The organism is Haliscomenobacter sp. (genome assembly GCF_041740695.1).
In the GTDB taxonomy this organism is placed as follows: Bacteria; Bacteroidota; Bacteroidia; order Chitinophagales; family Saprospiraceae; genus Haliscomenobacter.
Genome location: NZ_JBGSLK010000074.1, coordinates 14,408 through 38,744 on the forward strand (window position 1 = coordinate 14,408; position 24,337 = coordinate 38,744).

Consider the following 24,337-nt stretch of genomic DNA (forward strand, 5'->3'; position numbering starts at 1 on the left):
CTCAACCTTCTCAACCTTCCTCAACCTCCCTCAACCAATTAATTCAACGCTCAACTTTAACAATCATGGCTTCCGATAAAAAACCCATCATTTTTTCCATCGACGACGATCCACAAGTACTGCGCTCGCTCAAGAATGATTTGCGCAACGCCTACAAAAGTGAATACCGCATCTTCAGCACCGATTCACCCCTGGAGGCACTGAAAAGTTTACCCGATCTAAAAAAGCAAGGTGAAACAGTGGCGCTGTTTTTGTCCGACCAACGCATGCCCAACATGTTGGGGGTGGAGTTTCTGGAGCAAGCCAAAAGGTATTTTCCAGAAGCTAAGCGGGTGTTGCTCACCGCTTATTCAGATACCGAAGCGGCCATTCGCGCCATCAACAATGTGGGGCTGGATCACTACCTGATCAAACCCTGGGATCCACCCAGTGAAAAACTGTATCCGGTCATCGACAAACTCCTGGATCAATGGCAAAACAACTACATTCCTGAATTCCACGGCATCCGGCTGATTGGGTACCAGTATGTTCCAAAATCGCACGAAATCAAGGATTTTTTGGCCGGAAATCTCTTTCATTACCAATGGCTTGACATTGAAAACGATGAAAGAGCCAAAGAATGGCTGACCCTCCACAACCTGGAAACGAAGGACTTACCCCTGGTTTTATTAGAGGACGGCAGCCCGCTGGTAAATCCCAGCATTCCCGAGTTGGCCACAAAATTGGGCCTGGCTACCCAGGCATTGCAGGAAACTTACGACGTCACCATCATTGGTGCTGGGCCTGCTGGCCTGGCTGCGGCAGTATATGGTGGCTCGGAGGGCTTAAAAACCTTGTTGATTGAGCGCCGAGCACCGGGTGGACAGGCTGGTACAAGTTCGCGCATTGAAAACTACCTCGGTTTTCCCGATGGATTGAGTGGGTCCGATCTTACCCGCCGAGCCATCACTCAGGCCGTCCGCCTGGGCGCTGAGTTTTTATCCTCAACGGGGGTGGATAAAATTGAGATTGAAGGCAATTACAAAAAACTGACCCTCAAGGATGGCAATCAGATCAACACCAAAAGTGTAATCATTGCCACCGGGGTGGACTATCGTAAATTGCCCGCCAAGGGGGCGGATCAATTCACTGGAGCGGGCGTGTATTACGGCGCAGCCACCACCGAAGCCAATGCCTGTCGCGACAAGCAGATTTATGTGGTAGGCGGCGGCAACTCTGCTGGGCAGGGTGCCGTGTATCTTTCCCAATTTGCGAACAAAGTCCACATCGTCATTCGCCGCGAAGACCTGACCGCTACCATGTCTTCCTACCTGATTGACCAAATCAAGGCCATTCCCAACATCGAAATTTTGGGTAAAACTGAAATCATCGAGGCCCTGGGACACGACTTTCTGGAATGTGTCGTACTGGAAAACGTGGAAACCAAAACAACCCGTCAGGTCAAAGCGGATTCTTTGTTCATCTTCATCGGCACCCGCCCCGCTTCGGAGTGGTTGCCTTCCAACATTCTCTTAGACGACAAGGGCTTCATCGAAACGGGCAAGGAACTCAAACAATATCCCCAATTCAAATCGATCTGGAAACGCCAGCGCGAACCCTTCCTGTTGGAAACCTGCCAACCCGGGGTTTTTGCCGCCGGGGATGTACGCGCTGGAGCGATGAATCGGGTGGCTTCAGCAGTGGGTGAAGGGGCAATGGCGATTAAGTTTGTGCATGAGTATTTGGCGGAGGTGTAAGCCATTAAGGTTTGTATTTCAAATGATTCTTATAGGCACGATGTGGTGATATCGCTTCGTGCCTTCATTTTTTATGATGCGCCTAAGGCCTGTCGATTCACAAAACCGTACATTAATTGGATTCGGCTTCGCCAAATCTATTCAACACGACGACACAACGCAACGACGACACGACGTCCTCAGTGCTGCGCGCTGAGTTTCCCCAACGCTTGGCGTTGGGTGGTAGCGGGAGCTAATCGTCGTGTCGTCGTTGCGTTGTGTCGTTGTGTTAATACCAAGCAGCGAAGCTGCGCCAAAGCGCTAGATTTAGAAGATGGCAGCCCACTTCTTTCAAGATCGAGAGTTCTGAGGCTAAAAGCACAATCTCGCATTCAATGGGTGGATTTATGGTTTAGGTTCCTTAGGTGGTAAAAAAGAAAAAGACCTGCGAAGCAGGGCATTTCCCCAACAACTCAGACCCCCATACCTACAATTCAATGTCCTTTTGCCACAGCTCGGCAGCTTTCGCTGTCTTAGCCAATAAGTTACCTTTACCTTTACCACAGATTCACCCAAACATTGAATTGTAGTTGATCATGAAAACACCAAGGTCCCCACTCATACGTGGAATCATCCGACTGTTCTTTTTCCCGCTACTGTTTTTGCCCCTGATCGTTGTGGGGCAGTCCAACCCACTGGATGCCTACATCCAGGAAGCCATCCAAAACAGCCACGCCCTCAAAGAAAAGCAATTTGTGCTGGAGCGCAACCTGCTGGCGCTGGAAGAAGCCAAACGATTGTATTATCCCACCGTCAATTTGAACGGAACCTATACCCTCGCGGCAGGTGGCCGTCGACTGGAGTTTCCAGTTGGGGATTTGCTGAACCCCGTGTATTCCACCCTCAATCAAATGACCAACAGCAACCAATTTCCCCAAATTGAAAACGTCAACGAGTTGCTGGCCCCCAATAATTTTTACGACATCAAGGTGCGCACTCAGCAGCCCATCATCAATGCCGAAATCAAGATCAACCGCAGCATCAAAAGTGCCCAGGTGTCCCTCCAGGAAATCGACATGCAGGTGTACCGCCGCGAATTGGCAAAAAACGTAAAACTGGCCTACTACCAATACCTCCAGGCGCGGGAAGCCGCCCAGATTTACCAAAATGCCACCCAATTGCTCCAGGAAAGCAAACGGGTCAACGAAAGTCTGGTGCGCAACGACAAAGCCATCCCCAGCGTGATCACCCGCAGCAATTCCGAGATTGCCGCCGTAGAAGCCCAGGCCGTAGAAGCCCGTAACCAACAGCGCAACGCCGCAGCCTATTTCAATCACTTGCTGGGCCGCAGCCTCGATCAAACCATTGCCATTGATACCATCCAAATAGTTCAGGGGGGCGACCGTATTTTAGTGAGCGAACAGGAAGGTCGCCCCTTTATTTTTGAAAACCGCGAAGAAATTGTCCAGTTGAACAAGGCCCAGGAGATCAATCAACTGGTGGTCAACCTGGAAGAAACCTACCGCAAACCCAAGCTGGGTGCCCAACTCGATGTAGGTTCCCAAGCGTTCGGCCTGGATGTAGGCCCTTACGCGCTGCTGGGCATTTCCCTCGAAATCCCCCTCTGGACGGCCAACCGCAACAAACTACAAGTGCAACAAGCCGCCAGCAACGTCAGTGCCCTGAATGAGCAAATCGCCCAGGTCAAAGACCAGATTCAACTCCAAATCCGCATTGCCCAAAACGCCGTACAAGCCGAGCAGGAAATACTGCAAAGTTACAACACCCAGCAGGACGCCGCCCGCCAGTACTACCGCGACACCTTTCGCCGCTACAAAGAAGGAGTGACCAGTTACATCGAATTGCTTGACGCCCGCACCCAGGTCACCAACCTCGATGTGCGCCGTTCCATCTCCTACTACAACGTGCTGATGCGCAAAGCTGAACTGGAACGCGCCCTGGCAGCTTATCCTTTGAAATAATCTCGGATTTCGAGATTTCGGATTTCGGAGTCGCGTTGCCTTTTTGATGCAAAGCCAGCCCGAAATCCGAAATCGCATATCCGAAACCCTATATCTCCAATTTTACAATTTATTGTCATGAAAATACAGTTTTTTCCCTTACTTCTCTCCTTGTTGATTTTGGCAGCCTGCGGCAAAAAAGACCACAGCACCGAGACCAACAAACCCGCACCCGACACTTCGATTCCCGTAAAAATTGTAGACGTCAGCAGCGAAGTCATCTCCGTACCTGTACAAGTTTCGGGGATCGTGTCTGCGTCCAACGAAGCCCGGCCTGCATTTAAAACTGGCGGCATCATCGCCCGTATTTTGGTTGAGGAAGGTGCTTTCGTGCGCCAAGGTCAACTGTTGGCGACCCTCAACCTCACCGAAATCAATGCCCAGGTACAGCAAGCCAACGAAGCCGTTGGTAAATCCAACCGCGACCTCACCCGCGCCAAAAACCTCTACGCCGATAGTGTGGCCACCTTGGAACAGGTGCAAGATGCTACCACGGGTTTGAGTGTTGCAGAGCAAAATTTACAAATTGCCCGCTACAACCAGAGTTATTCCGAAATCCGCTCGCCGATCAGCGGCAAAGTGGTCAAAAAACTGATGAACCAGGGTGAAGTGGTCGGTCCGGGCACGCCCGTATTTTACATCCTCGGATCAGCCCAGGCCGATTGGGTGGTCAAAAGTGGCTTGGTTGACCGGGATTGGGCCAGACTCAGACTGGGCGACCGCGCCGAAGTACGTCTGGATGCTTACCCCAACCGCAATTTCACCGCTAAAGTCAAGCAATTAGCCGACGTCGGCAATCCACAAAGTGGCACTTTTGACGCTGAGTTTTCCTTCACTGGTACGATGCCGCGCCTGGCGGTTGGCCTGATTGCCTCCTTGAATATTTACCCCAAAGAGGATGGTGCACACCCCATCGTGCCCATTGATGCTTTGGTGGAAAGTAGTGGCACCAAAGCCTTCGTCTACGTGTTGCAAAGCGACAATACGGTCAAACGTACCGAAGTGAGCATCGGACAAATTTTTGAAAACAAAGCCATCATCGCCTCTGGATTGACTGCGGGAAGCCAGGTTGTTACTTCGGGTGCGCCGTATTTGGAGGATGGGAGTAAAGTCAAAGTGATCCAATAAACCCTAAACGACCCGAACCTTTCCAAGATGAAAATAGCCGAATTTTCCGTCAAAAATTACCAGTTCACCATCATCATTTTTGTGATGGTGCTGTTGCTGGGGCTCAGCGCCCTGTTCAATATGCCAAGGGGTGAAGATCCACCTTTTGGTGCCCCCATCTTTGTGGTCTTGGCCGTCTATCCCGGAGCAAGTCCGGAAGACATCGAAGAACTGCTGGCCGACCCCATCGAAGATGCCCTTTCCGAACTGGAAGACATCAAAAAGATCAACACCGACTGCGACGATGGTTTGCTGCGCCTGCAACTGGAATTCACTTACGGAGTAGACGTGGACGCCAAAAACAACGACGTCATCCGGGAAGTGAACCGTTTGCGCAGCAGCCTGCCCGATGACCTTTTGCTCCTGGACATCATCCGGGCTTCTTCTTCCGATGTGGCCATTTTACAAACCGCCATTACTTCGCCCACTGCTTCTTTTGAATCCATGAAAGAACAGGGTGAAGAATTGAAAAAACGTTTGGAAAAAATCCGCGACCTCAAGGAAATTGAAATCCAAGCTTACCCCGAGCGGGAGGTAAAAGTGGAAGTTAATTTGGAAAAAATGGCCCAAAACCGCCTGGGTTTGAACCAGGTATTGGGCGCCATTCAGGCCAACAACGTCAACATTCCCGGTGGCAGCGTGGATGTGGGTTCTAAAAAATTCAACATCGAAACCACCAGCAGTCTTGAAAATCTGGACGATTTGCGCAGCGTCGTGGTGCAAAGCACCTCGGAAGGGCGGGTCGTTTACTTGCGCGACATCGCCAATGTGCAATACGGCGAGGCCGACGAAGCCCACATCGCCCGCTTCAACGGCACCCGCGCCATTTGGGTGATCACCAAGTTGAAAGACCGCAAAAACATCATCCAGGCCGACGAAAAAATCAAACCTGTCGTCGCTGAATTTGCTAAAGAACTACCCGCCGACATGAAGTTGGATACGGGTTTTGACCAAGCAGTGAATGTGGAGCACCGTTTGGGTGGCCTGGGGCGTGACTTTGCCATCGCCGTATTTTTGGTGATGTTGACCCTGGTGCCCCTAGGTTGGCGGGCTTCGCTGGTGGTGATGATTTCCATACCCTTGTCCTTGTCGATTGGGTTGGCCATGCTCAATTTCTTTGGCTATACGCTCAATCAGTTGAGTATCGTAGGTTTAGTAGTATCGCTGGGTTTATTGGTGGACGACAGCATTGTAATCGTGGAAAACATCGAGCGCTTCCTGCGCATGGGCTATAGCCGCAAGGATGCAGCAATTTTGGCCACCAAGCAGATTGGCGTAGCCGTGGTAGGTTGTACTGCCACTTTGATCCTGGCCTTTTTGCCCCTCGCCTTTTTGCCGGAAGGTTCTGGCGAGTTCATCCGCAGTTTGCCCATGGCCGTGATGCTGACCGTGATTGCCTCCCTGTTTGTGGCCATTACCATCATCCCGTTTTTGTCCAGCATGTTGTTGCGCCAGCACGAGCAGGCGGAAGGCAATTTTTTCATGCGGGCCTTCAAACGGTATTTGAACGATCCTTACCGGGTGGTTTTGTTGTGGGGCTTCCGCCATCCATTTCTGACCCTTTTGTTTACGGGTTTGATTTTTATGGGCAGTTTGATGTTGGTACCCAGCATTGGCTTCAGCTTGTTCCCTGCATCGGAAAAACCGATGTTCAACGTGGACATTGAAACACCACTGGGTACCAGCTTGAAAGAAACCGACCGCATTACCCGCAAAGTAGAGGCGGAATTGTGGCGGCACTCGCGCGTGCGCACCGTGAGTACGAACGTAGGCAAAGGCAACCCTCGGGTGTATTACAACGAGTTTCAACGCAACCAAGCCCCCAACTACGCCCAGCTCTTCGTACAGGTAGAACAGGAAATGCAAGTGCCCGAAATTGTGGCCCTCACGGATAGTTTACGACTGGCCTTTGATCAATATCCCGGGGCAAAAATTCAGGTGCGTCGCTTCCAGCAAGGTGCGCCAGTAGCTGCCCCCATCGAAATGCGAATTTTGGGAGACAACCTGGACACCCTGCGCAAACTGGCTTTTGTGGTGGAAAAAATGGTCAAAAGTACCGACGGCACCGTTTATGTGACCAATCCGCTGCAAACCCAAAAAACCGACCTCAAGGTCATCATCAATCGTGAAAAATCGGGGCTCTTGGGCATTCCGGTAGCGGAAGTAGCGCGTACAATCCGCATGGGCATCGCGGGTTTGGATGTGAGTGAATTCCGCACCAACGAGGGGGAAGAATATTCGATAAAAGTGTCGGTAGCGCGTACCGAACAAGAAGCGCTGGAGGTTTTTTCCCGCATTTACATCACTTCATTGAGTGGGGCATTGATCCCCTTGAACCAGATTGCGAAACTGGAATTGGGCGCTTCACCTTCACAGTTGCGGCACTTCAACAAGGAGCGTTACGTAGGCATTACCAGTTTTGTCAAAACGGGCTACAACACTGCTCAACTGACCGATGAAATCCTCGCCAAACTGGCCGAGTATCCCTTCCCAAAAGGTTACACATATGCCGCGGGCGGTGAAAGGGAAAGTGCGGCGGAATCCTTTGGGGGCATCGAGACCATCATCATCATTTCCATCTTTGGTTTGCTGGGGATTTTGGTGCTCGAATTCCGGACTTTTAAAAGTACGATCATCGTGTTGTCGGTGATTCCCCTGGGCATCATTGGGGCACTGACCATGCTTTGGCTGATTGGCGAAACCTTGTCCTTTGTGGCGACCATTGGTATGATTGCCCTGGTGGGGATTGAGATCAAAAACTCGATCCTGTTGGTGGACTACACCAACCAGTTGCGAGAACAGGGCATGCCCCTGGAGCAAGCAATTACGGAAGGCGCCGAGACGCGCTTTTTGCCCATCCTGCTGACGACCATTACGGCCATTGGGGGTTTGATTCCGCTGGTGTTGGAAAACTCGCCGCTGATTTCGCCACTGGCTTGGGTTTTGATTGGGGGGTTGATTAGTTCAACGTTGTTGAGCCGTATTGTGACGCCGCTGTTGTACAAGTTGTTGCCGCCGAAGGTGGAGGTGAAAAACGTTGTCGAAGATATCGATGAAGCAAATTTGGAATTGGCACATTGAGCAAGTTTGTGACAACCCCATAGTAGCTCAAAGTGGCATTTTTTTATCACAAAGAAAACACCAAGGGGCACAAAGGACACAAAGTTAGACGTTGACGACGCTTCGCTTTGTGTCCTTTGTGTCCTCTTTTTTCCCTTTGTGCTAAAAAAATGTCGTTTTGGCAATGTTTGAAGTAAAGTGATACTCAATCCTCTTTAAAAGTCAAATCAATCTCAGTGGATAAGACCGACTGTGAGGCAATTGGTTTGAAATTGAACAGTTTTTTAGCCCGGCCAACAAATCTTCCCCATCACCACCGAAGGCACCTTGTGCCGATCCCCAAAAGAAGTAAACCCTCCTGCCACCGCCTCATTGGCCAAAATGGCAAAAAGCACCGCCTCCTTGGCATCACCCGGCACGCCCAATACATCCGTCGACTGAAAACTGCCCCCCGGAAATTGCGCCCGAATCGCTCCAATCAAAGCCGGATTGTGCGCCCCACCACCACTCAAATAGAAAGCAAAAGGTTGGCTACCAATGGCCCGTTTGATGCCGGCCACAATCGTATCCGCGCTGAATTGCACCAGGGTGCGCAGTAAATCGGGGGCACCCAAATGTTGGGTATTGGTCTTTTCCTGCGCCGCTTGCAGATAGCCCAAATTGAACACCTCGGGCCCGGTTGTTTTAGGGAAAGGGGCTTCGAAGAAGGGATGGCTTTTTAAAGCATCCAATAGGGCAGTATTGATTTGCCCCGATAAGGCAATTTTTCCATCTTCATCGTAATCCAGATTGGGATAAAATTGGCGGGTAATGGCATCCAGCAGGGTATTGCCCGGTCCGGTATCCGTGGTAAAAACTTTGCCAGCATCCAGGTCGCCGGGCAGGTAAGTGAAGTTAGAAATGCCGCCCATGTTCAGCAAAATGCGGTCTTCCCCGGCTTTGCCCAGCACAAAATAATCTCCATATACCGCTAGCGGTGCACCTTCGCCCCCCGCCGCAATGTGGCGCATGCGGAAGTCGGCCAAGGTGATGATGCCCGTGGTGTGGGCCACGTGATCGCCATCTCCAATTTGTAAGGTCGTATTGCCGTACTCCGCTAGCCCATGTTGGGTTTTGGGCGCGTGGTAAACCGTTTGTCCGTGGCTAGCTACCAGGTCTACCTCCGCTGCTGGGATGCCCCATTCCAACAAACAAGCATTGATCATTTGGCCATGCAGGATGCCAATTTTGGGATTCAGGAGGCAAAGGTCTTGAAAGTCGATTTCCCGTTTGGCAAACACCTGGCGGATTTCCGCTTTGAGCGCTGCATCGTAAGGCACGGTGCTGAATTTTAACAACTCTACCTGAGTATTGGGTCCTGCGCCACGCAAAGCGCAAAGTGCTACGTCCAAACCATCCAGCGAGGTGCCCGACATCAAACCAATGATGTGGCGAACGGGCTTTTGTGCGATGTCGTAGAGTTGTTGCAAATATGGGTTCATTGGCAGTTGATTTTGATCAAGCAGTTTAAGTCAACTCAATACACACTTTTTGCTTTTCTACTACCATTTTATCACTATAAACAATCAAATCGATTGCTCCTAAATGTACACCAACCCGATAACGACTCCCTTCAAATACACTCCAGCGTACTTCGGCTTCCAGGGAACCAGCACATGGGATTGTTTGTACTTTCAAATATTCCGGACGAATGAGCACCCGATCATCGGGTAAAACTTGCCAATTCTGCATGCCGAAATACTGAACGACCAGTTTTTGCTCCAGAAGATTGGCCTCTCCGGTTAAACCCGCTACATAGGCGTTGCACGGTTGATGGTAAATTTCTTGCGGCGTGCCCATCTGGATCAAACTTCCTTGCTGCAAAATACCCATCCGCTGCGACAATCCCAAAGCATCTGTAGCATGATGGGTTACAAAAATACAGGCGGCCCCAGTCTGCGCCACCGAATTGCGGATGGTTTCTGCCAGGCGGCGATTGTTTGGTAAATCCAGGTTCGCAAAGGGTTCGTCCAACAATAAAACTCGCGCCTCTTCAGCCAGTGCTCGGGCAATGGCGGTGCGCTGCTTTTCACCTCCAGAAAGCAGCTTAGTCGGGCGTTCGGCCACTTCCTGCAATTGGCACAATTCCAACAACTCCTCAATGCGGGCATCGCGGTAATTTTTTTCGTAGTACCGCAGCGCGTAACGGATGTTTTCCCGCACCGAAAGCGCAGCAGAAAGTTGATAATCCTGGTGTACAATTTTGATGTCGGGATGCCCCGGAATGAGCAAATCGCTGGGCAAGGTCAGTTTTTCACCCTCCAGCCATACCTCACCCGCATCGGGATTGATCAGGTTCGCGGCCAATTGTAAAAGGGTACTTTTGCCCGCTCCACTTTCGCCCAATAAGCCGAAGATCTCTCCCGCCTGCAAGTCCAGACTGAGTTGATCAACAACCGGCTGATCCTGCTGATAAGCCTTACTGATGTGGCGGAGTTCAAACAATGGTGTGCTCAACAAGATGATTTTTTGGGTAAAACGTTCAATGCGCCGGAAAGTTAAGCATTATCTCGAATTCTCTTTTTGTTTTGAGACTTGATCCCGTACCTTTGCGGCTTGGAACTAAACCATTCCATTTGCTTGTTTGTCTTCCAATTACAATAGACTTTATGAACAAAAAGTCTAATCATTAAACAATCATTAAAATGACCTTAGAAGATCGGATCAACGAAGCCCTGAAAGAGGCAATGAAGGCCAGAGACGAAGCCGCCAAACGGGGCTTGCGTGAGATCAAAGCCCAAATTTTGTTGGCCAAAACCGATGGATCTGGCACGGAGATAAACGAAGAGCGCGAGATCCAGATTTTGCAAAAAATGGCCAAACAACGCCGCGATTCCTTGACCATTTTTGTGGAGCAAAACCGCAATGATTTGGCCAAAAAAGAACAGGAAGAATTAGACGTCATCGAAAAGTTTTTGCCCAAACAACTCAACGCTGAAGAACTGACCGTCATCCTGCAAGGCATCATCGCCGAAGTAGGTGCCAGCTCGCCCAAAGACATGGGTAAAGTGATGGGTGCAGCCACCAAACAATTGGCGGGTAAAGCTGATGGACGTTTGGTGTCAGAGGTTGTGAAGCAGCTCTTGAAATAAAAACGTGAGTCATCCCGAATTTTTGAAAAGCCAAAATCGGGCTAAAATCTAATCGTGGAGCGATTGAATTTTGAATAGCCCCGGTCGTCCGGGGTTAATAGTAGGGCCAAATTGGTTGCAACCACGGCAGTGGTTGAACTCAATAGAGCATAAAATTCAACCGCATCCGCGGTTGCGAAACCTTTTGCTACTGAAATAACCCCGGACGACCGGGGCTATTCAAAATTCAACCGCTTTCGCGGTTCATTTTCCCAAAAATTCGGGATGACTCGTGTTTAAAGCCTTAACCAATGAACAAAGATTTTTTACAAGTGCTCGGTTTACAGGAAAAAAACCACGGAACCAGCACCGGATTGGAGTCCTCCAATCTCTCTCAGGTGTACCTCGACTCCTACTCGCCCGTCGATGGCACTTACATTGCCAGTGTCAGTACGACCAGCCGCAAAGAATACGACCTCACCGTAGTCAAAGCCCAGGAAGCCTTCCAGGCCTGGCGCAGTGTTCCTGCCCCCAAGCGGGGTGAAGTAGTCCGCCAATACGGTGAAGCGCTCCGCAAAAACAAGGATGCATTGGGCAAACTGGTCTCCTATGAAATGGGCAAAAGCCTGCAAGAAGGCCTGGGTGAAGTCCAGGAAATGATCGACATCTGCGACTTTGCCGTAGGGCTTTCTCGCCAGTTGTACGGATTGAGCATGCACTCCGAGCGCCCCGGTCACCGCATGTACGAGCAATGGCACCCGATGGGGGTGGTGGGCATCATTTCTGCTTTCAATTTTCCGGTTGCAGTTTGGTCTTGGAATGCCATGATCGCCATGGTTTGTGGCGACACCTGCATTTGGAAAGCTTCAGAAAAAACACCGCTTTGTGCTGTAGCCTGCCAGAATATCCTGCACGAAGTCCTGCGCAGCAACAATGTACCCGAGGGTGTTTCTTGCATCGTCAATGGCGACTACCGCGTAGGCGAATACATGACCCAGGACAAGCGAGTTCCACTCATCTCTGCCACGGGTAGCACACGCATGGGCCGCACCGTTGGGGCAATGGTAGCCGCGCGCATGGGGCGTAGTATCCTGGAATTGGGCGGCAACAACGCCATCATCGTGACGCCAAGTTCTGATTTAAAAATTGTCTTGACAGGCGCCTTATTCGGGGCAGTAGGTACCGCAGGCCAACGCTGTACCAGCACCCGCCGTTTGATTGTACACGAGAGCATTTACGATACCGTGCGCCAAGCATTGGCCAAGGCCTACACCCAATTGCGCATCGGCGACCCCTTGGATCAAAACAACCACGTTGGTCCGCTAATCGATCAGGCGGCGGTACGCAATTACAATAAAGCGCTGGAACAAATTGAGGCAGAGGGTGGCAGTATGTTGGTGCAAGGCGGCGTATTGGACGGCCCCGGCTATGAAAGTGGCTGTTATGTCAAGCCATGTGTGGCTGAAATCAAGCACAATGCTGCCATCGTACACCACGAAACCTTTGCCCCGATCCTTTACCTGCTCAAGTACTCCGATTTGGAAGAGGGCATCGCCATCCAAAACGAAGTTCCACAAGGACTTTCTTCGGCGATCATGACCAACAACTTGCGCGAAGCCGAACTTTTCCTCTCCAGCTCCGGTTCCGACTGCGGCATCGCCAACGTCAACATCGGCACCAGCGGCGCAGAAATTGGCGGCGCTTTTGGTGGAGAAAAAGAAACGGGCGGCGGCCGCGAAAGTGGTTCCGACTCCTGGAAAGCTTACATGCGCCGACAGACGAATACGATCAATTACAGCACGCAGCTGCCACTGGCGCAGGGGATTAAATTTGAGCTATAATGAGTGAAAAGTGAAAAGTGAAAAGTGAAAAGTGAAAAGTGAAAAAAATGCACCTCCCTTTGCCATCCAAACTTTTAGGCAATAAAACTGCATACAACAGTTAAAAAACAATTGGTGTACCTGCTTTTCACTTTTCACTATTCACTTTTCACTCAAAAAATACGTCGTTCTTCCCGCAATCGTCCCTTTCTTCACCACACCCTTGCCATCGGCGGGCACAAAACCTTCTACCCGCCATTGCCAGAGCCAATCTTCGGGGTAGTCTTTGTAATAGGCTCGGCGTTCTACCGCGTAGTTCAGGATCTTTTGCAGGGTGTGGAAGAGCAGTTTTTTCTCCTCTTGGGATAGGTCTTCAATGCGTGCCGCCGGGTGAATCCGGGTTTGGTAGCACAGCTCATCGGCGTATAAATTCCCGACACCAGACAAGTATTGTTGATTGAGCAAAAAGGCTTTGAGTTGGCCTTTTTTGGCGTTGATCAAGTCCAAAAAATCGGCTTCGGAAATGCGCAGGGCATCTTCGCCAAGTGGAAGGGAGTCGATGTAAGCCTGCAAATCTTCCAGGTACAGGATGCGGGCAAACTTGCGGGGATCATCAAAACCCAGTTGAAAGCCATTGTCGAATACAAAGGCAAAACGTTCGTATTTGGGTCGATCCAGGGGGTCTTCGTAATATTTGATGTCGCCCGTCATGCCGAAGTGCAGCAAGACGTGGTGGCCGTTGTCCAAACTCCCAAAGAGGTATTTTCCCCGGCGGTATGAGCCCGTGAAGCTGCGCCCTTGCAGCCGCTCGGCAAACTGCGCCCCATCCATGTTCCGAATGATTTTATCGTCGTGTACGTCAACGCGCTGGATGCGTTGGTGCAGGGCACTGGCGTCGAAGTAGCGCTGGAAGGTGTTGACTTCGGGGAGTTCGGGCATGAGTACTTGGATTTTGGATGCTAAACAAGCTTTGGTGGAAATGGTTAAAAAAGTGTGTATACTTATTTCGCTCAGCCCCTCCTCCGCGACGAATCCCTCACAATCAACCTCGTCTTCAACACCTTCGTCTCCAACCTCGGCTGTTCCAACTGCTCCAGCAACAACTGTGCCGATTGCTCGCCAATTTCCCATACTGGCTGCTCCACCGTGGACAAGGAAGGTTCAATAATCGCCGAAACCGGATCATTGCTGAAACCTACAATGCCCAAATCCTGAGGGACTTTAATGCCCCGTTTTTTTGCCAACAGCAGTACCTCCAGCGCAGAGGGGTCATTGACCGCAAATATGGCTTCGGGAGGCTGCGGCAAATCCAACAAATGCCGAGCACAAAGCCGGGCATTCTCCTCAGTCAAGTCATGGTAGACGATCAAACTTTCGTCCATGGGCAGCCCATGTTTTTGCAGGGCATCCACATAGCCTTGCATCCGCAGCCGGGCGATTTGTAAGATACTTGGCCCGGCCAGGTGCGCAATGCGCCGGTAGCCTTGTTCGATCAAGTGTTCCACCGCTTGGAAAGCACCGGAATAGTCGTCGATGATGACTTGAGGCGTGTCCAGTTCGGGGCATACCCGGTTGAAAAACACCACTGGGACTTCCTTTTGCAGTACGGTGCGGAAATGGTCAAAATTCTCGGTTTTGCCAGTGATAGAAACCAGCAGCCCGTCCACCCGACTGCGCAGCAGGGCTTTTACATTGGCAACCTCCGTTTCGTAAGACTCGTCGGATTGAAAAATCATCAGGTTGTAACCAGCCTTCGAGAGCACGGCTTGTGCCCCCATGATGATGGTGGGAAAAAAATAATGCCGAAACTCGGGCACCAGCATTCCGATGATGTTGGTGCGGCGTTTGAGGAGGGCATTGGCGAGCGGGTTCGGCTCGTAGTCCAGCTCTTTGGCCAAATCCAAAATCATCTGGCGGGTACCCTCGTGTATGTCCGTGTGCCCGCGTAGTGCCCGCGAGACAGTAGACTTAGAAATGCCCAACTGTCGGGCAATGTCCATAATGGTGACTTCGTGGTGGCGCTTGGGTTCTTGTGGTGTATTTTCATCACCAATTGTAAAATGGTAATCACAGGACTTGCAGTAGTAGCGTTGCTTCCCCCGCATGATGCCCGATTTTTGGATAAACTCGACCTGATTACACTTTTTACATTTGATCATACCTCTGGACTGAACTCCTAAAAAAAAGAGAAGGTACACATTTGGCTAATTTTTTTTACCGAAATCTCGCTATCGCTACCCGTTTCGAGAACCTTCCCGATAGGTTTTGTCCCGATTCGCCTATTCTATACAGTTGATTATTTTGACATTGACTTTATTTTCGGAAAAAAAATCGGCTCACTAGGTTTTTTGAACCTAAAAAATTGGTTTTAAAAAATCACTTATCACCGACTTTAACCTTTCTACCTATGTCAGGCAAATTACAAATATTGCTTGTGTTTTTTGGTCTGTTGACCAGTGCCCAAGCCCAAAATCTCTCCCTACGCGGAAAGATATCCGATTCCAGCGGAGAAATGCTAGTTGGTGCCAGTATCGCTATAAAAGGCACCACTAGTGGAACTGTCTCTGAACTCGATGGCACCTACCAACTGGAAGGCGTTTCACCGCAAGCCACACTGGTTATTTCTTACACCGGGTACCTCACCCAGGAGGTTTCGGTCAACAACCGCACACTCATTGATGTTGTGCTCGGTCTGGATGTAGAGGCCCTCAATGAAGTTGTGGTAGTCGGCTACGGTACCCAGCGCAAATCGAGCACTACGGGTTCCATCGTATCCATCAAAGCCTCCGACCTCATGCAAACGCCCGTGGTCAACGTGGCGCAAGGCATCCAGGCGCGAGCCTCGGGGATCCAGGTCACTCAAAACTCGGGGGCACCCGGTGGCAACGTCAGTGTACGCATTCGGGGTACCAACTCCATCAACGGAACCTCCGAACCCCTCTATGTAGTGGACGGGATTCAGGTATCCAACGGTGGGGGTATCAACGACATCAGCCCTTTGTCGACGATCAACCCGAGCGACATCGAGAGCATTGAAATCCTTAAAGACGCTGGAGCTTCAGCCATTTATGGTTCACGCGCGGCCAACGGGGTAGTTTTGATCACCACCAAACGGGGTAAAGCTGGGGCAACCCGCGTGACTTTCGACAGCTACTACGGCATTCAGAAAGTGCTCAAAACGCTGCCCGTACTCAACGCGACTGAGTTTGCTCAAGTAGAAAATGAGGTTTTTAAAAACAACTATTACAGTGACCCTGCCGCGCTGGGCGAAGGAGTCGACTGGCAGGGCCTCATCTTTCGGGAAGCGCCCATCCAAAACCACCAGTTGTCCATCAACGGTGGCAATGAGAAAACCCAACTGGCGGTTTCGCTCAACTACTTCAACCAGGATGGGATCATGATCAATTCCAACTTCAAGCGCTACTCCTTCCGTACCAACCTGGATCACCGCATTAGCAAAAAATTCAAGGTGGGAACCAGCATTTTGGGCAGCTACTCTATCAACTCCGGGATCACCACGGGCTCTACTAGCGTGGGCGACGGCGGGGTAGTAACGGGCAGTATCCTGGGCGCTGCCATTGGTGCGCCGCCCGTCTTGCAACCCTATCGTGCCGATGGCTCGATCTTTCCTTTTGGCGAGCAGGCAGATGGGCGCTACCGCGAAGTAGCCAACCCCTTGGGCTTTGCCCAAACCCTGAACCGTACCGATCTGCGCCGCACTTTGGCCAACTTCTACGGCGAAGTAGAGATTTTGAAAAACCTGACCTATCGGGCTTCTTTCAACATCGATTTGCAAAACAACCTGAATGACCGTTACTCGCCTCGTTCGAATGTGGCTGTACGGGACTTGAATGACAACTCAGGCTCTGGTTCCAAATCGAACTCCAGCTTTACCGGGCTTTTGCACGAAAGTATTTTAACTTATGCACAGAGATTGGGTGAAAATCAAACCCTGAAATTCACTGGCGTTTTTGCCACCCAATCCGACCTGAGCAACAGTAATTCTATTAGCGCTTCTGGCTTCCCCAACGACGCTACCCAAAACGAAGCACTGCAATTGGCGCTCAATCGCACGGTGAGCAGCGGCCGCAGCAAACAACGCCTAGACTCCTACATGGGCCGGATCAACTACGGGTTTAAGGACAAATACTTCGTTGACGTAGTGGCTCGGGTGGATGGTTCCAGCCGTTTTGGTGCCGAAAACAAGTACGGCTTTTTCCCCGCCGCATCCGCATCCTGGAGGGTCATCCAGGAGCCTTTTATGGACAATGTGAAGTGGATTTCCGATTTCAGAATCCGTGGCGGCTATGGCATCACGGGTAATGCTGGCGGTATTTCGCCTTACCAATCGCTGAGTACCGTGGCTTCGGTGGGTAGCGATTATGTTTTCAACAATGCCTACGTGACCGGGATCAACCCTACCGGGATTGCCAACCCGGCGCTGCGTTGGGAAAAATCCAAACAAGCCACCTTGGCCGTTGATTTGGCCTTCTTCAAAGATCGCTTTAGCCTCCAGGCCGAGGTATACCACAAAACAACTGAAGACCTGTTGTACATCAAAACCCTGCCCTTGAGCTCTGGCTACACCAGCATCACGGGCAACTTTGCTTCCATGGAAAACAAGGGTCTTGAACTCATGGCCAATGCCCGCCTCAGCGACGGCGCAGTAAAATGGACTGTAGCTGCCAACGCCACCATCAACCGCAACAAAGTACTCGACCTGGATGGCGGGACGACCCTGGAGCGTTTTGTGACTTCTTACACCGTTCTGAAAGTAGGTGAGCCTTTGGGTTTGATCAAAACCTTCGTGTTTGATGGGGTCAACCAATCTGGTGAAACCATCCTACCTGGTTACGATGGTCGTTTGGGTGGCCACAAGGTCAAAGACATCAATGGCGACGGTGCCATCAGCGCAGCTGACCAAATCATCGTTGGCAACCCCAACCCGGATGTCATCTTTGGTTTTTCCACCAATCTGTCTTTTCTGGGGTTTGATTTCAGTACCTTCTGGTCCGGCACCCAAGGCAACGACATTTACAATGTCAGCCGCTTGTCTTTTGAAAACCCGTTGGGGCAACGCAACCTATATGAAGGAGTGGTGAACCGCTGGTCGCCAACCAACCCCAGTAACCAGTATGTAAGTGCTGCTCAAGGTGGCCGTTTGCCCGTAACTGACTATGCGCTAGAGGATGGCTCTTATGTCCGCTGCAAAAACATCACACTGGGGTATACCCTCAAAGGCATAAAAGGGGTCCAAAACATCCGTTTGTACGTGAGTGGAAACAACCTGATCACCATCACCGATTACTCTGGTTTTGATCCTGAAGTCAACACTTTCGCAGGTTCCAATACCGTAATTGGCATCGACAACCTCGTGTATCCTCAGGCGCGTTCCTTCATCGGCGGCCTACAAGTGAATTTTTAAGGATTTTTTAAAAGTAAAAAACATGCGAGCACCATATCAATTCATCGGACTAGGTTTGGCTTTTTGCCTGCTGAACACGTCCTGCGAACTGGAGGAAACCATTTATTCCTCCATTTATACCGAAGCTTTTTACAAAACTGCATCGGATGCCGAAAAAGGGCTGGTCGCGGTGTACGATCCCATCGGCGACATGGGCTCAGGGCCAGCACTGACCATTGTATCAGACTTTAGCGCCGACCAATGCTACCCTCGGGCAGTAGTAGGTCGCAATACCCTGACCATTTTTGCTTACGATGACAACTACACCACCCAACGCACCGCTGGCCGAATCAACGAATCACCGCAGCAAATCTGGCAATCCTGCTACGATGGCATCGAAAAAGCCAACTGGGTCATTGCCAAAGTACCTGACGCGGTGATGGACGCTACGCGTAAAAATCAGATCATCGGCGAAGCCTATTTTCTGAGGGCTTTTTACCACTGGAACCTGACCAAAAACTTTAGAGATGTGGTCATTAAAACCGCGCCGAGTACTTCGGAGGCGGAAGGTATCGTGGCTAAAAGCCTCAAAGCAGATGTGTACAAACAAATTTATGCTGACCTGGACTTGGCCCTTGCGGCAGGTTTGCCTTCTTATCCCGCCGTGGAAAAAGGCCGCCCTTCTAAAGAGGTAGTCAATGCCCTGTACGCCAAAGCTGCTTTGTACAATGAAGATTGGGCCAAAGCCTCGCAAAAAGCCCAGGAAGTAATCAGCTCTGGCAAATACAGCCTGATGGCCGATGTACGCGATGTGTACCGCTACGACAAGGAAGACGCCGCCCGGATTGAAAACATGTGGGCTTATGAATCTGCCCCCATTTCTCCGGGTCGTAGCCATCAGTTGACCAGCCTTTGTGGCCCTCCAGGTAGTGCGGGCGCAGATTATTCCCGCACTTCTTTTGGATCAATGTTTGCGTATCAAACTTTTTTTGATTCTTTTGATCCAAGCGACAAACGCCGCCAGTTGTTGGATACCACTTATGTCAACCGCAGCGGGGTTACGGTTCCTCAGCGCAGCATTACGCCCATTACCCCCAAAGCAGTTTTGATCAAAAAATACCAGGATCCGATTTCTGTCACAGGTTTGATCTCCAACATTCCCATCCTCCGTTTGCCCGACATGTACTTGATCGCCGCAGAAGCAGAAGCCCGCTTAAACGGTGCAAGCGCTGCCGCGTATGGTTTTGTCAATCCAATCCGCAAACGAGCCGGTTTGAGTGACCTCACGCCAGGTTTGAGCAAAGAGGCATTTATTGATGCGGTAATTCAAGAGCGCGCCTGGGAGTTTTTTGCTGAAGGAGACCGCTGGTACGACCTTACCCGTACCAACACATTCCTTACTGTTGTACCTAAAGCGGTGAACAACGTATATCCTGTACGTACTCCACTAGCCAAGCACCGGTATTTCCCCATCCCCTTGGATGAGTTGAATGCCAACCCGAAAATCGAGCAGAATCCAGATTGGAAATAAATACAACCTTCATGTCCCCGGTAAAACACGGCAATGTTTTACCGGGGCTTTTTTTTACCTGATGAACGCAATTCATACCTTGATTTTTCTGCTAGTTGGCATGGTCGCCTTCGCCCAAAACAAACCCTTGGTCAATCAAGCGGGATACAACCTGGGTGAAGCCAAACGGTTCGTTTGTGTAGGTGCCAAAGACGGCACCAAATTTAAAATCCTCAACAACACCAGCAAACAAGTTGAATTTGAAGGCGAAATACTGAATCAGGAGGGCTGGTTCAGCACCTTTAACCCCATTGCCAAAAATGAATTTTACATCGACGTAACCGGGCACGGCCAATCAGTTCCTTTTTGGATTGCCGACCATTTGATGGAAAAAATTTCTACTAAACTCGCCTACGATTTTTTCATCGATGTGCGGGGTTCTGAAGATGCCTCGATAGCGGATTTGAGTAAAATCTACGGCGGCGGCCCCTCGCGCGACGGCGGCGCGTATGGGCTCGAAACCATTTTTGAATGCCTCTACTACGCCTCGAATCCGGCGCTATTTGACCGCTGGAAAACGGAATTGGGGGACAACAATGTACCTGACCTCATTGACCTGATCCTTTGGCACGCCGAATTTGCCTATAACCATGTCGCCTACCAGGGCCCGGTGGCCAATCGGCACGGCAGCCTGGGTTACGAGGGCCAGCCGCGAATGCAGTACGATTATTGGAACCACCTGGATCAACTGGCAGTGGTTTGTGCAGCTTACCACGATTTTTTAAAACCATACCTATCTCGCGAAAAGTACCTGCTTTACCGCAAGGTTTGCAACGAAAAATGGCTGGCCTACGAGCGCCACCGGGAAAACCGCTACTGGACGTACAGCACCAAATGGGTCGACTTTGGTTTTCAGGAATTCAACGAAATGGGCAATGCCTTTGGGCAGTCGGTTTTCCGCAATTTATTCATGTACTATTGTGAAAAAAATGAGGCGGATGGCCAGTCTGCCAAATACCTGAAATGGGCCCATGAAAGCGCCCTGGACATCATCCAAAACTGGGACTTTAACAACCCGCGCCACATGTGGTGGATCCGCAATGCCGAGCACATTACGCCCCAAGCCCTCGCCTATTTCCTGCTATTGGCACCCGATCAAGCTCCCAACGGAACACGTGAAAAACTGAGCGCATGGGCCATCCACATGCAGCAAAAAACAAACAATTTCTGGAAATACCGCGTACACAGCGAAACGGAATGGGCGCACCCCAAAACCAAAGAATTGGGTGGGGCTCCGGCATTGGGTGGCTCTCTATTTGCTGTGGCGCACTTGTTGAAAAATCCACGACTCCGCGACATTGGCTGGGCCCAGGTGGATTTTGTTTTTGGCGTCAATCCCATCGGCGCACACTTGAGCAACAAAAGCCAAGATCGGCTAGATATTGGTGGGTATTGGGCTGGCGTCGAGAATGGTTGGCCCGGAGCGCACCCCAACGGTTACGGGCAATTGGGCAAGGTGCGGGGCACCCTGGATGGCTCACCTTTGGACAAGGATTTTCAACAAAAAGTGACTGCCGCTGCTGGACAAGAACCTCAGGATCAGATTGGCAAAGACGCCTACGCCACCGAAGGTTGGTGTGTGTCCAATCGGGGTTGGATGGCCACGCTGACTTTTTCTACTTTGGGCAGCCAGCATGTCAAAATTTTGAATACCCGTGGCGCAGTCCTTACCCAAGCCAAAGTTGCTGAAACCGTGACCATTGAACTAAAAGCTGCTTTGAACCTGGATTGGGATCAGGTAGAAAAAGGGAAGGTTTGGGTAAAACTAGATCAAAAACCCGCAATTGCCTTTGAAGTGACAGAGACGGGCGAAAATACTGGCATTTTTAGGGCCAACTACAAAGTGCCCAGTACTGGACGCGCCTTACAAGTTAGCTATGGTTCTTTGGGATTTGCCCAAAAAGCCAGCATCAACATAAAGGCACCGTAGGCAAACAAAAAGCATTAGACATGAAATTTTTATTCTCTTTTTTGTTCAGCAGTATAATTCTGAGCCTCGCAGCGCAAACGCCGCAGGTCCTCAACCTGGCCAATGCCAACCTGCGCCTGCGTTGGGAAAACAGCGGATCGGGCTGGCGCATCAAAACCATCACCGTTAAAAAAGGCCAGACCTGGGTCAATCTGGAGCAGCCCTCAGGAGAACACACTTTACTGTACAGTGCCGAAAAACCCAAAACCGACCCCGACTCAACCTTCAAAAGCATCATTGGGCAAAAATTCCCCGAAGATCTTTACCATTATCAACAAAAAATTTGGGCGGAAAGCATCAACCCGGTTTCCCTCAACACCGCCGGACAGGCACTGCATTTTTTTGCACAAAAAGGGCAGCAAATCGCCCCGAATCAACTGCGTTTTGAGCAATCAACCGAACTGGGCACCTTGGTAGCCGAATGGCGTTTTGACCCCAAGTTTCCCAACGACATCCTCCTGACTCAAACCCTCAAAGTAAAAAAAGATGGCTACTACTCTTTAGCTACGCCGTGTTTGGCCAACATCAGCGAAAGTAACCTGGCCTGGGCCTCGGTGCCGGGCTATTTTCATGGAAATTACATTCAACCCAACTTTGCCTTGTCCTACGCTTATGGGCATGGTGTTCCTGCCTTGCCGGTGGTTTATCGCGAGCGTTCGGCTAGTACGCTGGCACCGCTGGTCAGCACCAAAACTGGACTGACCCTGGCCCTGATTGCCGACCCGAGCCTGTGCCGCGATCCTTGGGCCAAAGACAAAAACACGCTCCACGACTGGAACATTGGCCTTTCGCACAAAAACCGCAAAGCGCAGTTGTCGCCTACCTTGTACTTTCCCGTTTTGGGCGAGCCCAAGTCTTTGCTGAAAGCTGGCGAAGAAATCACCTACACCTCGCGCTATCACCTCGGCACTGGTGATTGGTTTCAGGCCATCAAACACGCGGCCTACGATGTGTACCAACTCAAATCTGCCCTGGCGCTGCGCCAAAGCAAACAATCCCTAACCAGTCGCATCCAACAAATGCACCACTACCTGACCGATCCACAAACTTCGCTATGGAACGTTGAGGAATTTCAGGGGCGAAAAATTGGGGCACAATCCTACCTCGGCGGCGTAGTGGGTTCGAATAAGGACGCCATGAAAAACTCCGATTACGGGGCCATGTGGATGTTGGCGAATGCGACGCAAGACACTTTGCTGACCAAAAATGTACTGCCTTACGCGCTCAATTTCAAATTTGTACAACAAATCAGCGAGCCCGGTTTTTTCAACGGTTCACTCGCTGGGCAATACTACCTGGCCAAAAGCAAAAAATTCGTAGAAGAGTGGGGTGAAGTGGTCGAACCCATCGCGGTGACCTACTACACCATGCTCGACATCGGCAATATCCTGCTTTTTGAACCCAATAACAGCGAATTGAAAGCGCGCCTACGCGCTGGGGCAGAGTGGTTGTTGAAAAACCAAAAAGCCGATGGCAGTTGGGCCGTAGCCTACGACCGCAAGAATGAAGCCGAATTGTACAAAGACATCAAGGATTTGCGGGCTACTTTTTATGGTTTGATTGTGGCTTACCGCATTTTGAAAGACCAGCGGTACCTGCTTGCCGCGCAAAAGGGAGCTGATTGGTTGTTGCAGGCTGCAGTAGCCAAGGGGAGCTACCTGGGTGTATGTGGGGATGCGCGTTACGCCCCCGATTTTGCCACGGCTCAGACCGCCCAAGCTTTTCTCGACCTTTTTGACCTGACCCAACAAGTGAAATATAAGTCTGCGGCCATCAGCGCAGCCAAGATATACACTACTTCCATTTTCACCCACCCTATTCCTACTACTGCTGCTAAAACCGTGAATGGGGTGGAGCGACAGGACTGGGAGATTGCCCAGTATGGACTCAGTTTTGAACACGGTGGGATTTTTGGTTCTTCCAATATCCACGGCCCGATTCAATTGTGCAGCCACGCGGGTTTATTCATCCGCATGTACCAGCTTACCAAAGAACCCATCTTCGCTGATCTCGCGCGGGCGGGTGCCTGGGGCCGCGATGCTTTTGTGGACGCCAAAACCAGTGTCGCTTCTTATTACTGGAACGCGATGAACCGGGGTGCCGGGCCATATCCACACCACGCCTGGTGGCAAATTGGCTGGTTGACCGACTACCTGATGGCTGAAGCGGAATTGCGCTCGAATGGGCAAGTGCGTTTCCCTCGGGGGTTTGTAACCCCAAAAGTGGGGCCGCACCAAGCATATGGTTTTGCGCCTGGCACCGTCAATGGGCAAAAAGCGCGGCTGATTGTGGATGAAAACCTGGTCAAAATCGACCACCCGGCGATTGATTACTTACTGGCGACTACCGAGAAAAAAGACAAAGTCTTTGTGATTTTGATGAACAACCGAGCGCAGGCTACGGATTTTCAAATCAGCATCAAGGGCGCTGCGGCAAAGGCCAAGCAGCTACCAGCGCTGGGCTTTGAAATCCTGACGATCACACCTTGAATGGTTTTATTT

The 24,337-nt window shown here is 50.8% G+C and carries 14 protein-coding genes; 10 read left to right on the forward strand and 4 right to left on the reverse strand.

What is annotated here, in order from left to right; genetic code table 11:
- Positions 1–65 precede the first annotated feature (65 nt).
- The 4 genes from ACEW9O_RS15360 (at position 66) to ACEW9O_RS15375 (ending at position 7,984) form a co-directional block, all read left to right on the forward strand.
- Positions 66–1,736, forward strand: coding sequence for an FAD-dependent oxidoreductase (locus tag ACEW9O_RS15360; protein ID WP_373551057.1), 1,671 nt, complete (start codon positions 66–68; stop codon positions 1,734–1,736).
- Between the two features lie 575 nt (positions 1,737–2,311).
- On the forward strand, positions 2,312–3,697 hold the full coding sequence (locus ACEW9O_RS15365) for a TolC family protein (protein WP_373551058.1): 1,386 nt from the start codon (positions 2,312–2,314) through the stop codon (positions 3,695–3,697).
- 117 nt (positions 3,698–3,814) lie between these two features.
- Positions 3,815–4,864: an efflux RND transporter periplasmic adaptor subunit gene (locus ACEW9O_RS15370; protein ID WP_373551059.1), complete on the forward strand. Its 1,050-nt coding sequence runs from the start codon at positions 3,815–3,817 to the stop codon at positions 4,862–4,864.
- A gap of 27 nt (positions 4,865–4,891) precedes the next feature.
- Positions 4,892–7,984, forward strand: a complete 3,093-nt coding sequence (locus ACEW9O_RS15375; protein WP_373551060.1) for an efflux RND transporter permease subunit — start codon at positions 4,892–4,894, stop codon at positions 7,982–7,984.
- 263 nt (positions 7,985–8,247) lie between these two features.
- On the opposite strand, the gene ACEW9O_RS15380 is transcribed toward ACEW9O_RS15375, so the two are convergent.
- Together ACEW9O_RS15380 and ACEW9O_RS15385 are read right to left on the reverse strand one after the other, a co-directional pair.
- Positions 8,248–9,444, reverse strand: a complete 1,197-nt coding sequence (locus ACEW9O_RS15380; protein ID WP_373551061.1) for an anhydro-N-acetylmuramic acid kinase — start codon at positions 9,442–9,444, stop codon at positions 8,248–8,250.
- Positions 9,445–9,469: 25 nt separating this feature from the next.
- Positions 9,470–10,459, reverse strand: coding sequence for an ABC transporter ATP-binding protein (locus ACEW9O_RS15385; RefSeq protein ID WP_373551062.1), 990 nt, complete (start codon positions 10,457–10,459; stop codon positions 9,470–9,472).
- Positions 10,460–10,647: 188 nt separating this feature from the next.
- Between ACEW9O_RS15385 and ACEW9O_RS15390 the strand changes: the two genes are divergently transcribed.
- Together ACEW9O_RS15390 and ACEW9O_RS15395 are read left to right on the forward strand one after the other, a co-directional pair.
- Positions 10,648–11,094: a GatB/YqeY domain-containing protein gene (locus tag ACEW9O_RS15390; RefSeq protein ID WP_373551063.1), complete on the forward strand. Its 447-nt coding sequence runs from the start codon at positions 10,648–10,650 to the stop codon at positions 11,092–11,094.
- A gap of 290 nt (positions 11,095–11,384) precedes the next feature.
- Positions 11,385–12,914 (forward strand): aldehyde dehydrogenase family protein, encoded by a 1,530-nt coding sequence (locus ACEW9O_RS15395; protein WP_373551064.1) that lies wholly within the window; start codon positions 11,385–11,387, stop codon positions 12,912–12,914.
- 141 nt (positions 12,915–13,055) lie between these two features.
- Here the strand turns inward: ACEW9O_RS15395 and ACEW9O_RS15400 are convergent, their stop codons facing one another.
- Together ACEW9O_RS15400 and ACEW9O_RS15405 are read right to left on the reverse strand one after the other, a co-directional pair.
- Positions 13,056–13,832, reverse strand: coding sequence for an Fpg/Nei family DNA glycosylase (locus ACEW9O_RS15400; RefSeq protein WP_373551065.1), 777 nt, complete (start codon positions 13,830–13,832; stop codon positions 13,056–13,058).
- 71 nt (positions 13,833–13,903) lie between these two features.
- Entirely contained in the window at positions 13,904–14,998 is a 1,095-nt protein-coding gene (locus ACEW9O_RS15405) for a LacI family DNA-binding transcriptional regulator (RefSeq protein WP_373551066.1), read from the reverse strand.
- A 302-nt stretch (positions 14,999–15,300) separates the two neighbouring features.
- Between ACEW9O_RS15405 and ACEW9O_RS15410 the strand changes: the two genes are divergently transcribed.
- The 4 genes from ACEW9O_RS15410 to ACEW9O_RS15425 all read left to right on the forward strand — a co-directional run bounded on the left by ACEW9O_RS15410 (position 15,301) and on the right by ACEW9O_RS15425 (position 24,325).
- Entirely contained in the window at positions 15,301–18,318 is a 3,018-nt protein-coding gene (locus ACEW9O_RS15410) for a SusC/RagA family TonB-linked outer membrane protein (protein WP_373551067.1), read from the forward strand.
- Between the two features lie 22 nt (positions 18,319–18,340).
- Positions 18,341–19,828, forward strand: a complete 1,488-nt coding sequence (locus ACEW9O_RS15415) for a RagB/SusD family nutrient uptake outer membrane protein (RefSeq protein WP_373551068.1) — start codon at positions 18,341–18,343, stop codon at positions 19,826–19,828.
- Between the two features lie 61 nt (positions 19,829–19,889).
- Positions 19,890–21,797: a hypothetical protein gene (locus ACEW9O_RS15420; protein WP_373551069.1), complete on the forward strand. Its 1,908-nt coding sequence runs from the start codon at positions 19,890–19,892 to the stop codon at positions 21,795–21,797.
- Between the two features lie 20 nt (positions 21,798–21,817).
- Positions 21,818–24,325: a glycerophosphoryl diester phosphodiesterase gene (locus ACEW9O_RS15425; protein WP_373551070.1), complete on the forward strand. Its 2,508-nt coding sequence runs from the start codon at positions 21,818–21,820 to the stop codon at positions 24,323–24,325.
- The last annotated feature ends 12 nt before the right edge of the window (positions 24,326–24,337 follow it).

What these genes read in the sequence shown, in the direction of transcription:
- ACEW9O_RS15410 (WP_373551067.1), top strand. Translation starts at nt 15,301, where the DNA reads ATGTCAGGCAAATTACAAATATTGCTTGTGTTTTTTGGTCTGTTGACC.
- ACEW9O_RS15425 (WP_373551070.1), top strand. Translation starts at nt 21,818, where the DNA reads ATGAAATTTTTATTCTCTTTTTTGTTCAGCAGTATAATTCTGAGCCTC.
- ACEW9O_RS15365 (WP_373551058.1), top strand. Translation starts at nt 2,312, where the DNA reads ATGAAAACACCAAGGTCCCCACTCATACGTGGAATCATCCGACTGTTC.
- ACEW9O_RS15390 (WP_373551063.1), top strand. Translation starts at nt 10,648, where the DNA reads ATGACCTTAGAAGATCGGATCAACGAAGCCCTGAAAGAGGCAATGAAG.
- ACEW9O_RS15420 (WP_373551069.1), top strand. Translation starts at nt 19,890, where the DNA reads ATGAACGCAATTCATACCTTGATTTTTCTGCTAGTTGGCATGGTCGCC.
- ACEW9O_RS15380 (WP_373551061.1), bottom strand. Translation starts at nt 9,444, where the DNA reads ATGAACCCATATTTGCAACAACTCTACGACATCGCACAAAAGCCCGTT.
- ACEW9O_RS15375 (WP_373551060.1), top strand. Translation starts at nt 4,892, where the DNA reads ATGAAAATAGCCGAATTTTCCGTCAAAAATTACCAGTTCACCATCATC.
- ACEW9O_RS15405 (WP_373551066.1), bottom strand. Translation starts at nt 14,998, where the DNA reads ATGCGGGGGAAGCAACGCTACTACTGCAAGTCCTGTGATTACCATTTT.
- ACEW9O_RS15370 (WP_373551059.1), top strand. Translation starts at nt 3,815, where the DNA reads ATGAAAATACAGTTTTTTCCCTTACTTCTCTCCTTGTTGATTTTGGCA.
- ACEW9O_RS15400 (WP_373551065.1), bottom strand. Translation starts at nt 13,832, where the DNA reads ATGCCCGAACTCCCCGAAGTCAACACCTTCCAGCGCTACTTCGACGCC.
- ACEW9O_RS15395 (WP_373551064.1), top strand. Translation starts at nt 11,385, where the DNA reads ATGAACAAAGATTTTTTACAAGTGCTCGGTTTACAGGAAAAAAACCAC.
- ACEW9O_RS15360 (WP_373551057.1), top strand. Translation starts at nt 66, where the DNA reads ATGGCTTCCGATAAAAAACCCATCATTTTTTCCATCGACGACGATCCA.
- ACEW9O_RS15415 (WP_373551068.1), top strand. Translation starts at nt 18,341, where the DNA reads ATGCGAGCACCATATCAATTCATCGGACTAGGTTTGGCTTTTTGCCTG.